The following is a 14,225-nucleotide window of genomic DNA, read 5'->3' on the forward strand; positions in this document are numbered from 1 at the left end:
TTAAGCTTGGAAACGAAAGTAACCCACAGCTGGAGGCTATATAATACAAAGCCTGTAGCATTCTATGTTACTTTAGAGGGGAAAATCCCTAGAACCCCTATAGGGTCTGTTATACATAAAACCCTATCGACTGGCAATTAGCCGATAGGGTTATAAAAATAACGAATAGATGACTTTCGAGTATAGACAGCAGTTAATCGAAAGTTACAGCGCGGGATCAGCGCCTTCGTCTTCTTCGTCTTGGTCTTCAGACAATACTGCCCATACGTCGTGTTCGTTAGCGTGAATAACTTCAGCCCATACACGATCGCCAGGTTTTACGTCATAAACGCCGTTTAAATGAACCAGACCATCAACTTCCGGTGCGTCTGCATAGGTACGGCCAACGGCACCTTCCGCATCAACGCTGTCGATAACAACTTGATATTCGTTTCCGATCCGCGCTTGTAAACGTGCGGCACTGATTTCGCCCTGTACTTCCATAAAACGTGCAAGGCGAGCTTGTTTCACTTCTTCTGGCACTGGGTCGGGGAGGTCATTTGCTCTCGCACCTTCAACAGGGGAATAGGCGAATGCACCAACGCGATCAAGCTGCGCTTCGCGAAGGAAGTCCAATAACTCTTCAAACTCTTCTTCCGTTTCGCCCGGAAAGCCGACGATAAATGTCGACCGAATGACTAATGATGGGCACTGTTCACGCCACTTTTTAACGCGCTCTAGTACGCGTTCAGCACTACCTGGGCGTTTCATTAACTTAAGAATACGTTTGTTGGCGTGTTGAAACGGAATATCCAAGTAAGGAAGGATCTTACCTTCGTTCATCAGTGGAATTAGGTCATCGACATGCGGGTAAGGGTACACGTAATGTAATCGGACCCAAATGCCCATTTCGCCCAACTTTTCACACAACTGCTGCATGTGTGCTTTAACCGGCATGCCGTTCCAAAAGCCCGTTCTGTGCTTAACATCAACACCATAGGCGCTAGTGTCTTGTGAAATAACCAATAGCTCTTTAACACCAGCGTCTTTCAAACGCTTAGCTTCATCGAGTACGTTACCCACTGGGCGGCTGACAAGGTCGCCACGCATAGAAGGAATGATACAGAACGTGCAACGGTGGTTACAGCCTTCTGAAATCTTTAAATAAGCATAATGACGAGGCGTTAATTTTACACCATGGTCAGGGATCAGATCTTCAAACGGATTGTGCTGGGGTTTTGGAAGATGATCGTGTACTTGCTCAACTACCGCTTCGTAGGCATGAGGCCCCGTGATAGCCAGTACATTTGGATGAAGCTCTCTAATTTCGTCTTCTTTAACACCTAAACACCCGGTAACGATAACTTTGCCGTTTTCTTTAAGTGCTTCGCCTATAGTGTCTAATGACTCTTCTACCGCCGCGTCAATGAATCCACAGGTGTTAACGATAACCAATTCGGCATCGTTGTAGGTAGGGACTACGTCATAACCTTCGGTGCGAAGTTGAGTAAGAATACGCTCTGAATCAACTAAGTTCTTAGGGCAACCTAAGCTAACAAAACCAATTCTGCTGCCATTGCTTTGTTGCGAAGGTTTGTTGTCACTTAATACCTTCACTGGCGTTTCTAGCGTGGTGGTTTTATTTACTACTTTGTTTGGATTAAACGTTTCTACTGTCATCTAAAATATCACCTGGAAAATGACTGAGCTTAAAATGGCCGCGGATTATACAGGAAAACACGCTTGTACGCAGTATATATAATTAGCGACCAAGATATAAATTATTGACGCGTTCTAACAACACAGCCGTAATTTAGGCATTAAATGTGAAAACAAGTTTAAACGGCCACGGGTTTCATTGTAAAAGCGGCACGAACGAGGTTTAAAAATACCTTACTCACCCCCACATTTATTACTTCTTGAAAATAAACATTATCAGAGTTGAATGCGCTTTAGGGTTCAAATTAATAAAATAGAAGTGAATGCATGCTTAAATTACCGCTAACTTTTTATGATGAGTCAGGGCGAATTCTACCTCCCCGTTGGCTTTACAGCGTGTTTATACTTCTATGCATTGACTGGCTAGCGTTCGTCTTTTCTCTGGCTTCCCGCACTCAAACTAGTGAGCTACTTACGTTCTTTTACCCACAAAAAGAAACGTTAGGGTTGGGGTTAGCGGCAAGTTTACCTGTGTTAATTGCGTTATCTTTGGTTAGCCAACGAGATCGCTTATGGAAAAAAGGCTTTTTAGCATGGCGCCGATGGGTTATTCCGCTGGCTCAATTGGGGGTGTTGGCATTGTTGAGTGTTCAGCTTTACTACGCTATGCATCATCACTGGGGGTTTGAAACTATTACGGGTGTAAAAATCGTTTTTTACAGTATAGCCTTGTACGCAATTTCAAAAAGTCGTCATTTAAAGTGGATGGTAGAGGATTGGGAAACACCTAACCCCTGAACCTCATTCTCCAAAAACATCATTATTGGAAATATATTTAATGCACTCAATTGAACAGACGTTAAACTGAGTGCAAAATCTGTGAGAACGCTAGTGGCTGCGTAAGTGGTTCCCCAACGCCTGTTCATAGTAGGCAAGTACGCTGATTTGACTGTCGTTAACCAGACGTTCATAGCAAATACCCGCTAAGGCATAGGTATTTTCACCAACCTGAAGAAAAACGGCAGGTGCTTTAGGATTTGACTGATCGTAAATCCATTCACCATCTAGCTGCGCTTTTAAAATTTCTCCAACATAAGCGCCAAAGATATTACAGATGGTGAACACTGCTTCATCTTCTAACGCTAAATCGTGATATTTGTCTACGAAACTAAGTAAAATATCGTCCACCAGTGCTACGCTAGCAGGTGAGTAGTCGAGTACAATTTCGAACTCATCAGCTGCTGTAGCCACAGCGTCCTTCGCGCAATCTGCCATTAATTTATTGAGTTCATCAGGTGACATGTTGTTCTCCTTCTCACCGATACCTTTGGTATAACAAGTTAACGCTTAAAAAGTCGTTAAGACAAGGTGTTATAAGTTTTTGACTATTGTGCGCAAGTTATCGGCCAAAGTCTATTTTTGTCCAGTTAATCTATTTATTACACTTGCAGCGGCAAACATACCAAAGGTGGCGGTTACGGTGACCACAGCACCAAAGCCGCCTGCACAGTCTAGTCGAGTACCACCTTCCATTGCAGATTTGTTGTAACAAACCGAGCCGTCAGGTTGTGGGTAGCGCAATTGCTCTGTTGAATAGATACACTCAACGCCAAAGCGGCGTTTTGGGTTTTTACTAAAATTATAGTTACGTCTAAGCTCACTGCGTAGCTTAGCTGCTAGGGGGTCTTGTGTTGTTTTAGCTAAATCGCCTTTAGTGACTTGAGTTGGGTCTATTTGACCGCCCGCACCGCCAACCGTAACAATTGGAATTTTGTTGCGTTTACAGTGAGCTATCATCGCCGCTTTAGCGCGAATACTGTCAGTGGCATCGACTACAGCGTGCATTTCTTTGGTTAAAAGCGTGGCCGTATTTTCTGGAGTAACAAAATCCTCAATACAACTCACTTTGCAAGCAGGATTTATCAAGTTAATTCTCGATGCAATGGCGTCGACCTTTGCTTCTCCTATGGTATTGGAAAGCGCGTGAATTTGACGATTTGTATTAGTTACGCAAACATCGTCTAAATCAATAAGGGTTATAGTACCAATGCCCGAACGAGCTAGTGCTTCTGCAGTCCAACTTCCCACACCGCCAATGCCGACTACAGCCACATGACTGTTGGCTAAATTATTAGTTTGCTGTGCGCCATACAAACGCACAATACCGCCTAAACGTGGATCATCAGACATGTTTCACTTCACTTAAAAATAAACTAACTCAAAGGCGTGTGTTTTCACAAAAACGTGCAAACACGCTAGCAGGGCGCGCATCATCTCAAAAGTGAACACTAAAGATCAATACACTCCAGTTTTTTCGAATAATAAATCCGATTTTAAGCGACATACGTTCTACCCAATACATGTTTAAATGAATTCATTGTTTAATGAAGTAATGAAAAGGGGCAGGCATATGGGCTTACTCGTTGATGGAAAATGGCAAGACAAGTGGTACGACACCAGCAAAAATGGTGGGAAATTTGAGCGCCAAGCATCTAAATTTCGTGACAAAGTCAGTAACGAAGATGGTTCCACGTTTCCCGCTGAATCTGGTCGCTATCATCTTTATGTCTCGTTAGCTTGTCCTTGGGCCCACAGGGCGCTCATATTTAGAAAGTTAAAGGGATTGGAGGCGCATATTGATGTTTCGGTGGTACACCCTGAGATGCTTGATCAAGGCTGGGAGTTTAAAGATTACCCAGGAGCAACGGGAGATAAGCTTTATAACTTTGATTATGCGCATCAAATTTATACTAAGGCAGAACCTGAGATAACCACCCGTGTCACTGTTCCAATCCTTTGGGATAAACGAACAGAAACTATCGTTAATAATGAATCAGCTGAAATTATCCGTATTTTTAACAGTGGGTTTAATTCACTGACTAATAATGAAGACGATTATTATCCTAACGACCAACGTGAAGAAATTGATGCCATCAACAATATGGTGTATCACGACATAAATAATGGCGTGTATAAAGCTGGATTTGCTACAACGCAAGAGGCCTATGAAGAGGCAGTAACTGCATTGTTCTGCGCGCTAGATAGGGTTGAAGAAAGGTTGAGTAAACAACGTTATTTGGTTGGCAGCAAAATAACAGAAGCTGACTGGCGCTTATTTACCACGCTGATACGCTTCGACGCTGTGTATCACGGGCACTTTAAATGCAATAAAAAGCAAATCGCAGATTACCCAAACATCTACGGCTATATGAAAGAACTTTATCAAGTTCCGGGCGTTGCTGAAACGGTAAACTTCGACCATATCAAAAGGCACTATTACTACAGCCACACTATGATAAATCCAACCCAGGTAATCCCCGTCGGGCCAGAGCAAGATCTTATGTCGCCTCACGGTCGCGATAAAATAGAACGTTAAAGCACACAAAAGGTCGGTAATACAAAAAGCTAAACGTGAAGCTCGTAAAAGATAGTGAAGGCTAAGATTTAAGGTAGATACACATTATGTCAGTGGAAGTGAGTGAACAAAAATCGATAGAGAAAGTGGTTACAGGTATGCCAACAAGTGATGGCGCGGGGGTGTCGCTTACTCGTATTATTGGGCAACCTGATCTACCTCGCCTCGATCCCTTTTTAATGTTGGATTTTTTTGGTTCAGATAATCCAGGTGAATACATTGCTGGTTTTCCACCACATCCTCACCGTGGTTTTCAGACAGTTACTTATATGCTTGCAGGAAAAATGCGCCATAAAGACTCTGTAGGCAATGAGGGGGTTATTGATGCTGGTGGCATTCAATGGATGAACGCGGGTCGAGGCATAATACATGAAGAAATGCCAGAGCAGGAGGAGGGCTTGTTACAAGGCTTTCAGCTGTGGGTGAATCTTCCGGCCGCAGAGAAAATGTCAGCGCCGAACTATCAAGACATACAGCCAGATAGTGTGCCTACAGTACACATTCAAGATGCAGTAATCAAAGTGTTAGCAGGTGAAATTGACGGTGTGAAAGGGCCTGTGAAGACAACGGCGGTTGCTCCTACTTTTTTAGACGTTGCACTACGAAGCGGGAGTTCGGAAATTACACTGGGTTCGGATGAAGCTGCCTTTATTTATGTGTACGAGGGAAGCGTGGTCATTAATAGCGGCGAACTTAGCATAGAAACAATTGTGTCGCAGGGAGAGCTGGGTGTTTTGTCACAAAGTGGCAAGCAGCTATCTGTATCCGCTGATACGGGTTGTAAGTTTATAGTGGTCTCAGGTAAACCTATTGAAGAGCCTGTGGTCCAATATGGGCCTTTTGTAATGAACACTCAGCAGGAAATTGTTCAGGCATTTAACGATTACCAAAGCGGTTCATTAGCAAAGTAGATACAAGGTTTGCCTGTTTTGATTCGACTATGGGTAATTATCTATGTGGACTGTTATTAGACTGGGCTTTTAATCAATACCTCTTCATTAGGTTCAGCAACGAGTAGCACTGCCAATGCATTTTGAAAGCGTCGCCGAAAAACACGTGCTATCACTTTTAGAATTTGAGCGTAGTAACAAAGCCTATTTTGAATCGTCTATAGCACCAAGAGAGGCAGCGTTCTATTCATTGGATGGCGTTGGCTACCACATTAGCGAATTGCTTTACTTACAACAGCAGAAAAGAGCTTGGGGTTTTGTGCTTGTTGATGAGCAACGAAATAACCAGATTGTAGCGCGTGCTAACATCAAAAATAGAGCAGGCGACAAGGCGGAAATCGGCTATCGAGTTGCAGAGAAGGATTGTGGAAAAGGCATTGCTTCTCGCTGCGTCTCATTTTTAATTGAGGAGGCCAAAAGCATGGGCATAAAATTGCTCACTGCTGAAGTCATGGATAATAACGCCGCTTCTGAAAGAGTCCTTATCAAGAATGGTTTTAGTCCAAAGCTGTGCTTTCGCCGAAAGTATCGTCATCAAGGCGCTTTCCATAACAGTATCTACTTCGAACTCGCGCTTTAAACTTATCGATTGAAAACAGCGTGAGCAAAACGTTGTGCTGTTTAAATTGAATTAGTAATTCACTCCCTCTAATGATTTAATATCGGTATGTATAATCTCTTTTACGACGATAACAAAGGGGCGTATGCGCTTTTTTGTTGTAAAAAACGATAATGTAATCATAAATAGTTAAAACACAGGGAATTTCGATCCAAATGGCAACCCCAATTACCTGCTTTAAAGCGTACGATATTCGTGGCGAATTGAACTCACAACTGACTGAAGATGTAGCGTATCGAATTGGCTATGCTTTTGCGCAAGAATTAAATGCGAAAACTGTTGTTGTTGGTAGTGATGTGCGTCTTACGTCAACACCATTAAAATTAGCGTTAAGCGCGGGTCTAATCGATGCTGGTGCAACAGTGACAGATATTGGCATGGCAGGAACAGAAGAAATTTACTTCGCTACCAAACACCTTGGCGTTGATGGTGGTATTGAAGTAACGGCAAGTCATAATCCCATTAATTACAACGGTATGAAACTAGTGAAGTCAGGCTCTGTTCCAATTAGTGGCGACACAGGCCTAAACGCGATAAAAGAGAAAGCGGAAGCACTAGAAGATAGCTTCGTGTCAGAGCGATTAGCACACTACACTGAGGGTGCGTTGATTGATGCTGATGCGTTTTTTAACGGTACGGCCCATGTAAAAGAAGACAAGCTTTCTGAGACCGATAAATATGCGGTTAAATCGTGTATGTCTGACTATGTTTCTCACATGCTTTCTTACGTTAATTTGAGCAATTTTACGCCGTTAAAAGTGGTGGTTAATGCAGGTAATGGTGCCGCAGGCCCCGCGCTAGACGCTATTGAAAAAGAAATGAAAGTGCAGGGTGTTCCGATAGAGTTTGTTAAAGTACATCACAATGCTGATGGTACATTTCCAAACGGCATCCCCAATCCATTGTTACCTGAAAACCGTGCTGACACGGCTGACGCTGTTAAAGCGTCGGGAGCTGATTTTGGCATTGCATGGGATGGTGATTTCGACCGTTGCTTCTTGTTTGACGCTGATGGTGAATTTATTGAAGGGTATTATATCGTTGGCTTGCTTGCTGAAGCCTTTATCGAGAAAAACACCGACAGTAAAATCATTTATGACCCTCGCGTATACTGGAATACAGAAGATATCGTAGCGAATGCAGGTGGTACACCTATTAAGTCGAAAACCGGCCATGCGTTCATTAAGGAGCGTATGCGCAAAGAAGATGCGGTCTATGGCGGTGAAATGAGTGCGCACCATTACTTTAGAGATTTTGCCTACTGTGATTCAGGCATGATCCCTTGGTTGTTAATTGCCGAATTGGTGTGTGTGAAAAAGCAAACACTAGCGAGTATGGTAAAAGCGCGAATTGAAGCGTTTCCATCTTCTGGTGAAATTAACAGTAAACTAAAAGATGCTGACGCAGCGCTGGAACGCGTTACAAGTAAATATCAGCCACTAGCCAGCGTAATCGATACTACCGATGGCTTGGGTCTGGAGTTTGGCACATGGCGCTTTAATTTACGTAAATCGAATACTGAGCCAGTTATTCGTTTAAACGTCGAAAGTAAAGGCGACATTGCGTTGATGGAACAAAAAACCGAAGAGCTACTTTCGCTTATTCGCGCTGAATAACCACGGTACTTTTCGTTAATAACGCTAGGTCAACAGGCCCTAGATAAGTAAAAAACGAAGGCGATAATATAGTGATATTATCGCCTTTTTTGTTTTCGATATTTGAACTTGTTAAAGCTCTATTTATCAATTGCTTAAGCTGGTTATGCGTAACTTTACGGTTTGAGTTAGACACTCGCTTAATCACCGCAGGCTTTTGCCTCTATTACTTTTTTGCAATTAACTAATGTCATGCCTTTAACGCTAAGCTGTTAGTAGTAACGTTATACGAGCAAGTAAATCATCCAGGCGTGACAGATAACAACGACACTTGTTAATCCCACCCGCAAGCTTATGTAACTTACAATCTGCTCTTTAGGAAGACTAAGGATAAACTTGTCGTAAATAAGTACGGCGACGTAGCTTAGCGATAAAACGCCAAACACCTTCACGTCGTGAGAGAACACTAAACACAACCACCCAATTATGGTCGGCAACATAGCGACTAGCATTTGCTTGTCGTAACGTTGATTACTTATTGCGTCCCACCAATGGATACCACCAAAGAAAGACAATAGCACGGCTGAGTATTGGACAAAGTAAACGGCGCTTTGCGTAAGCGATAACAGGTTAAGCTGATAAGCCAGTGGCATAGCCACAAAAGGAATGAGACCGGCAATACCTAGAAAAACCGCTGAATAGGGCATTGTTGTTCCTTGAAGTAATCTTGTATAAACAAAAATAGCGCCTTAAAGGCGCTATTTTTACTATTAAGCGTAATACTTAGTTCAGTATTTACTAATTTACTACTTAATTGGCGTGTACTTACGCTGGTTATGACCAGTGTAAAGCTGACGAGGACGACCAATTTTTTGTTTAGGATCGCTCATCATTTCATGCCAGTGTGAAATCCAACCTACTGTACGAGACAGGGCAAAAATACACGTAAACATGTTAGTTGGAATACCAATCGCTTTAAGTACGATACCAGAGTAGAAGTCTACGTTCGGGAACAGTTTCTTCTCTGCAAAGTACGGGTCACTCAATGCAATCTTTTCAAGCTCCATTGCTACTTCTAGTAGTGGATCTTTAACATTAAGTTCGCTTAGTACTTCGTGACAACTTTCACGCATTACCGTTGCACGTGGATCGTGGTTCTTATAAACACGGTGACCGAAGCCCATAAGACGGAATGGGTCATTCTTGTCTTTAGCGCGTGCAATAAACTCAGGAATACGATCAACTGTGCCAATTTCTTCTAGCATGTTCAGACATGCTTCGTTTGCACCACCATGAGCAGGACCCCAAAGTGAAGCAACACCAGCAGAAATACATGCATATGGGTTCGCACCAGAAGAACCGGCAAGACGAACGGTAGACGTTGAAGCATTCTGTTCGTGGTCTGCGTGAAGCGTAAAGATACGGTCCATCGCGCGCTCAACAGCTGGGCTGATTTGATATTCTTCTGCTGGTACAGAGAACATCATGTTCAGGAAGTTAGCTGCATAGCTTAAGTCGTTTCGTGGATAAACAAACGGCTGACCTACATTGTACTTGTAGCACATAGCAACAAGAGTAGGCATTTTAGCAATTAGACGGTGCGCGCTGCGAATGCGCTGTTCTTCATTAGAAACGTCTAAATCGCTGTGGTAGAACGAAGACATCGCGCCAACGGTACCACATAGCATTGCCATAGGGTGGGCGTCGTTGCGGAAACCGTGGAAGAACATGTTAATTTGTTCATGTACCATGGTGTGACGAGTAATTGTCTCTTTAAATTCTTCGTACTGTTCTTTTGTTGGTGCATCACCGTGAAGAAGCATGTGACAAACTTCTAAGTAGTCTGCATCACGCGCTAGTTCTTCGATAGGGAAACCGCGGTGTAATAATACACCTTGAGCGCCATCAATGTAGGTAATTGAAGACTCGCAAGATCCTGTCGCCATAAAACCTGGGTCGTACGTGAAATAACCGTGCTGGCCTAACGTACGGACATCGATTACATCTTGTCCTTCGGTGCCAGACAAGATAGGAAGCTCGATTTCCTTACCGCCGGCTTTAAGAATGGCTTTCTGATCTGCCATAAAATGCTCTCCTCAGAATGGTTCTGTTTGCAGCGAAAACGGACGAAAATATCCGCTTCGTTGGGAAAAGTGGGCGTATTTGTACTTTATTATGCACCAACAAGTCAATTTAATTGCATATTTGCACAATAAATATTCCGAATTGCTTAAAAAAATACTAGCAATCAGATAACGATTAATTAACTCGTTGGGATTTCACTTTGCCCGATACGGTGCAATTATCAATGGCTTTTCGATAAAGGTAAACCACCGAACGATAAATATATTAACAGGTTAGTTTAGAAAGTAACCTTTTGATGAGGAATAAATACGCATACAGATTAAAAGTGCTTAATTTCTCGTTGTTATGCATAGTTATTCCATTTAGCTGCTGGTAAACTTCTTAACACTGTAATTGCGCTCGTTTAAACGTGTTGCGCTCAATTTTGATCTCTTTTTATTCAAAATAATTATCATAAAAGTGTATATAGCGACTAAAGTCTTACTACGGCACAAAAAATTGTAATTATATACTACGCTGGATATACTCAGCGGTGCTTTGGAAATGGAATAATTATTCTGTTACAGGCATTAAAGAATAATTCACAAATTGTTAACAACTCAATGGATGAGGCAATTAACAGGTTAAAAATCGAATTCACTTACTCAGGACATAATAAAGGTAAGAAATTCATTATCCCCTACGGATTAAACAGGCATACATTGTGAAAAAGCAAAGACCAGTAAATTTAGAACTCAATACTATTAAATTTCCGCCCTCTGCTATTTCGTCAATTCTCCACCGTGTAACCGGTGTTGCAATGTTCTTCGCGCTACTTTTTGTTATCTGGGCATGGGCAGTTTCTGTTCATTCGCCTGAAGGTTTCGCGGACGTACAAGCAATCATGGACGGTTTCTTTGGAAAATTTGTCGCAATTGGCACAGCTTCAGCGCTGACATATCACATTCTAGGCGGCCTAAGACACGTTGTTATGGATTTAGGTCACTGGGAAGAATTAGAGTCGGGTAACACAAGTGCAAAAGCAGTAATCGCACTTTGGGTTGTACTGACCGTAGTATTGGGAGTTGCATTATGGTAACCAACCAAGCAAGCATTAAGCGTGACGGCGTACAAGACTACGTTTCACTTCGCGCTACAGCAGCAATTATTTTCGCGTACTCGGTTTTCATGGCGTGGTTCTTTATTACCACCGATAACCTAACGTTTATCGAATGGCGAGGGTTGTTCTCTGGCCTGGCTATGAAAGTTTTCACATTGGCAGCACTAGTAGCAGTGATGATCCACGTGCGCATCGGCCTTTGGCAGGTGCTTACAGACTATGTTAAATCAGCAGGTCTGCGCGCAGGACTACAATATATCTTAAATATCATTGCGTTCGGCTATGTAGCTGTTGGCCTATTCGTATTGTGGGGAGTGTAAAATGAGTTTACCCGTTCACGAGTTTGATGCAGTAGTAATTGGTGCTGGCGGTGCAGGTATGCGCGCAGCACTACAGATTTCGCAGTCTGGTAAATCATGTGCACTGTTATCAAAAGTATTTCCAACCCGTTCTCATACTGTGTCTGCTCAAGGTGGTATTACTGTAGCACTTGGTAATTCACACGAAGACAATTGGGAATGGCACATGTATGACACCGTTAAGGGCTCTGATTATATCGGTGACCAAGACGCTATCGAATACATGTGTAAAACTGGTCCAGAAGCAATTATCGAAATGGAAAATATGGGTCTACCATTTTCTCGTTTCGAAAACGGTAAAATCTACCAGCGTCCTTTTGGCGGTCAGTCTAAGAATTTTGGTGGCGAGCAGGGCGCTCGTACAGCAGCTGCAGCTGACCGTACTGGTCACGCGCTTCTACACCTTCTTTACCAGCAAAACGTAAAGAACAAAACAAAAGTTTTCTCTGAGTGGTATGCACTTGACCTAGTTAAGAACCAAGACGGAGACGTTGTTGGTTGTACCGCGATTGATATCGAATCTGGTGAAGTAGTTTACTTCAAGTCTCGCGCTGTTGTATTAGCAACAGGCGGTGCAGGTCGAATTTACGCATCTACTACAAACGCACACATCAATACCGGTGACGGTGTTGGTATGGCACTTCGTGCAGGTGTTGCAGTTCAAGATATGGAAATGTGGCAGTTCCACCCAACGGGTATCGCTGGCGCAGGAACATTGGTAACAGAAGGTTGTCGTGGTGAAGGTGGTTACCTTCTCAATAAAGACGGCGAACGTTTCATGGAACGTTATGCGCCTAACGCGAAAGACCTTGCTGGTCGTGACGTTGTTGCCCGTTCAATGATGACTGAAATTCGTGAAGGTCGCGGTTGTGAAGGCCCATGGGGTACTCACATTAAGCTTAAGCTTGACCACCTTGGTAAAGACGTTCTTGAGTCTCGTCTACCTGGTATCCTTGAACTTTCACGTACGTTTGCGCACGTTGACCCAGTGAAAGAGCCAATTCCAGTAATTCCTACTTGTCACTATATGATGGGTGGTATTCCTACAAATGTTGATGGCCAATGTCTAACGGTTGATGAAAACGGTAACGACAAGGTTGTTAACGGTCTATTTGCCTGTGGTGAGATTGCCTGTGTATCTGTACACGGTGCGAACCGTCTTGGCGGTAACTCACTTCTTGACCTTGTTGTCTTCGGTCGCGCGACTGGTTTACACCTTGGTAAGACATTGTCTGAAATGGCACCAACACGAGACGCATCAGAGTCTGATCTCGAAGCCTCTATGACGCGTTTCAACCGTTGGGAAAATTCAGAGAAAGGTAAGGGCGAAGACCCAGTACAAATTAAGAAAGACTTGCAGAAATGCATGCAGCTTAACTTCTCAGTATTCCGTGAAGGTGAAGCAATGGCGGAAGGTCTTAAAGAGCTTAGCGAAATTCGCGAGCGTCTTAAGCATGCACGCCTTGACGACAAGAGCGCAGACTTCAATACCCAGCGTATTGAATGTTTAGAGCTTGATAACCTAATGGAAACCGCGTACAGCACAGCAGTAGCAGCGAACTTCAGAACGGAAAGCCGTGGTGCTCACAGCCGCTTCGACTTCCCGGACCGTGATGACGATAACTGGTTATGCCACAGCATCTACGATCCGAACACTGATAAAATGCTTAAACGTGAAGTGAATATGGCGCCTAAGCTTAGGGAAGCATTCCCGCCTAAAGTGCGTTCATATTAAGAGAGGCAACGATCATGCAATTAACTTTTTCGATTTATCGTTACAACCCAGAAGTAGATGCGAAGCCTCGCATGCAAGACTACACTCTAGAAGTAGAGGAAGGTCAGGACATGATGGTGCTAGACGCGCTACTTGCACTTAAAGAGCAGGATCCGACGCTTTCTTTCCGTCGCTCTTGCCGTGAAGGTGTGTGTGGTTCAGACGGTGTGAACATGAACGGCAAAAATGGCCTTGCGTGTATCACTCCTTTATCTGCACTGGGCAAAGGTAAAATAGTAGTTCGTCCACTTCCAGGTCTACCAGTTGTACGTGACCTTGTTGTTGATATGACGCAGTTCTACACACAGTACGAAAAGATTAAGCCGTTCTTAATCAACGACAGTAAGCAGCCGCCAGCGCGCGAACACTTACAGTCACCTGAAGAGCGTGCGAAACTTGACGGTCTTTACGAGTGTATTCTATGTGCATGTTGTTCAACGTCATGCCCATCTTTCTGGTGGAATCCTGATAAGTTCATCGGTCCTGCTGGTCTACTTCACGCGTATCGTTTCCTTATCGATAGCCGTGATACGGCAACTGAAGAGCGTCTTAACGACCTTGATGATGCGTTCAGCGTATTCCGCTGTCACGGTATCATGAACTGTGTAAGTGTATGTCCTAAGGGCTTAAACCCTACAAAAGCGATAGGCCAAATTAAGTCTATGCTTTTACAACGGGCTGTTTAGTACTA

At 43.4% G+C, this 14,225-nt stretch carries 14 protein-coding genes; 9 read left to right on the forward strand and 5 right to left on the reverse strand.

The genetic code is table 11. The features are described 5' to 3' along the window. Positions 1 to 204: 204 nt before the first annotated feature. A complete protein-coding gene (rimO, locus tag BIZ39_RS06270; RefSeq protein ID WP_187446612.1) occupies positions 205 to 1,659 on the reverse strand; it encodes a 30S ribosomal protein S12 methylthiotransferase RimO in 1,455 nt (484 codons plus the stop codon). 306 nt (positions 1,660 to 1,965) lie between these two features. Between rimO and BIZ39_RS06275 the strand changes: the two genes are divergently transcribed. Continuing rightward, on the forward strand, positions 1,966 to 2,436 hold the full coding sequence (locus BIZ39_RS06275; protein WP_014976532.1) for a DUF2919 family protein: 471 nt from the start codon (positions 1,966 to 1,968) through the stop codon (positions 2,434 to 2,436). Between the two features lie 90 nt (positions 2,437 to 2,526). Here the strand turns inward: BIZ39_RS06275 and BIZ39_RS06280 are convergent, their stop codons facing one another. Both BIZ39_RS06280 and tcdA read right to left on the reverse strand, forming a co-directional pair. Continuing rightward, a complete protein-coding gene (locus BIZ39_RS06280; RefSeq protein WP_187446613.1) occupies positions 2,527 to 2,940 on the reverse strand; it encodes a hypothetical protein in 414 nt (137 codons plus the stop codon). Between the two features lie 111 nt (positions 2,941 to 3,051). Continuing rightward, positions 3,052 to 3,828: a tRNA cyclic N6-threonylcarbamoyladenosine(37) synthase TcdA gene (gene tcdA / locus BIZ39_RS06285; protein ID WP_187446614.1), complete on the reverse strand. Its 777-nt coding sequence runs from the start codon at positions 3,826 to 3,828 to the stop codon at positions 3,052 to 3,054. Between the two features lie 220 nt (positions 3,829 to 4,048). Between tcdA and BIZ39_RS06290 the strand changes: the two genes are divergently transcribed. The 4 genes from BIZ39_RS06290 to BIZ39_RS06305 all read left to right on the forward strand — a co-directional run bounded on the left by BIZ39_RS06290 (position 4,049) and on the right by BIZ39_RS06305 (position 8,238). Further along, positions 4,049 to 5,014: a glutathione S-transferase family protein gene (locus tag BIZ39_RS06290; protein WP_187446615.1), complete on the forward strand. Its 966-nt coding sequence runs from the start codon at positions 4,049 to 4,051 to the stop codon at positions 5,012 to 5,014. Positions 5,015 to 5,100: 86 nt separating this feature from the next. Continuing rightward, positions 5,101 to 5,964: a pirin family protein gene (locus BIZ39_RS06295; RefSeq protein ID WP_075176564.1), complete on the forward strand. Its 864-nt coding sequence runs from the start codon at positions 5,101 to 5,103 to the stop codon at positions 5,962 to 5,964. A gap of 115 nt (positions 5,965 to 6,079) precedes the next feature. Beyond that, the gene (locus tag BIZ39_RS06300; RefSeq protein WP_187446616.1) at positions 6,080 to 6,583 is read left to right on the forward strand and encodes a GNAT family N-acetyltransferase; all 504 of its coding nucleotides are present in this window, start codon (positions 6,080 to 6,082) and stop codon (positions 6,581 to 6,583) included. Between the two features lie 194 nt (positions 6,584 to 6,777). After that, positions 6,778 to 8,238: a phosphomannomutase CpsG gene (locus BIZ39_RS06305; protein ID WP_110289625.1), complete on the forward strand. Its 1,461-nt coding sequence runs from the start codon at positions 6,778 to 6,780 to the stop codon at positions 8,236 to 8,238. A 263-nt stretch (positions 8,239 to 8,501) separates the two neighbouring features. Here the strand turns inward: BIZ39_RS06305 and BIZ39_RS06310 are convergent, their stop codons facing one another. Beyond that, on the reverse strand, positions 8,502 to 8,924 hold the full coding sequence (locus BIZ39_RS06310) for a DUF3429 domain-containing protein (protein WP_187446617.1): 423 nt from the start codon (positions 8,922 to 8,924) through the stop codon (positions 8,502 to 8,504). A 99-nt stretch (positions 8,925 to 9,023) separates the two neighbouring features. Continuing rightward, the gene (locus BIZ39_RS06315; protein WP_014949444.1) at positions 9,024 to 10,301 is read right to left on the reverse strand and encodes a citrate synthase; all 1,278 of its coding nucleotides are present in this window, start codon (positions 10,299 to 10,301) and stop codon (positions 9,024 to 9,026) included. 704 nt (positions 10,302 to 11,005) lie between these two features. Here BIZ39_RS06315 and sdhC point away from each other — a divergent pair. From sdhC to BIZ39_RS06335, 4 genes are read left to right on the forward strand one after another with little or no spacing between them, the layout of a single operon-like run. After that, positions 11,006 to 11,380: a succinate dehydrogenase, cytochrome b556 subunit gene (gene sdhC, locus BIZ39_RS06320; protein ID WP_014949445.1), complete on the forward strand. Its 375-nt coding sequence runs from the start codon at positions 11,006 to 11,008 to the stop codon at positions 11,378 to 11,380. Next, positions 11,374 to 11,721, forward strand: coding sequence for a succinate dehydrogenase, hydrophobic membrane anchor protein (sdhD, locus tag BIZ39_RS06325; protein WP_014949446.1), 348 nt, complete (start codon positions 11,374 to 11,376; stop codon positions 11,719 to 11,721). The genes sdhC and sdhD overlap by 7 nt, the downstream gene beginning before the upstream one ends. A 1-nt stretch (position 11,722) precedes the next feature. Further along, positions 11,723 to 13,495 (forward strand): succinate dehydrogenase flavoprotein subunit, encoded by a 1,773-nt coding sequence (gene sdhA / locus BIZ39_RS06330; protein ID WP_014949447.1) that lies wholly within the window; start codon positions 11,723 to 11,725, stop codon positions 13,493 to 13,495. 14 nt (positions 13,496 to 13,509) lie between these two features. Then, positions 13,510 to 14,220, forward strand: a complete 711-nt coding sequence (locus tag BIZ39_RS06335) for a succinate dehydrogenase iron-sulfur subunit (protein WP_012518362.1) — start codon at positions 13,510 to 13,512, stop codon at positions 14,218 to 14,220. Positions 14,221 to 14,225: the final 5 nt, after the last annotated feature.

The organism is Alteromonas sp. BZK5 (genome assembly GCF_014349115.1).
GTDB lineage: Bacteria > Pseudomonadota > Gammaproteobacteria > Enterobacterales > Alteromonadaceae > Alteromonas > Alteromonas macleodii.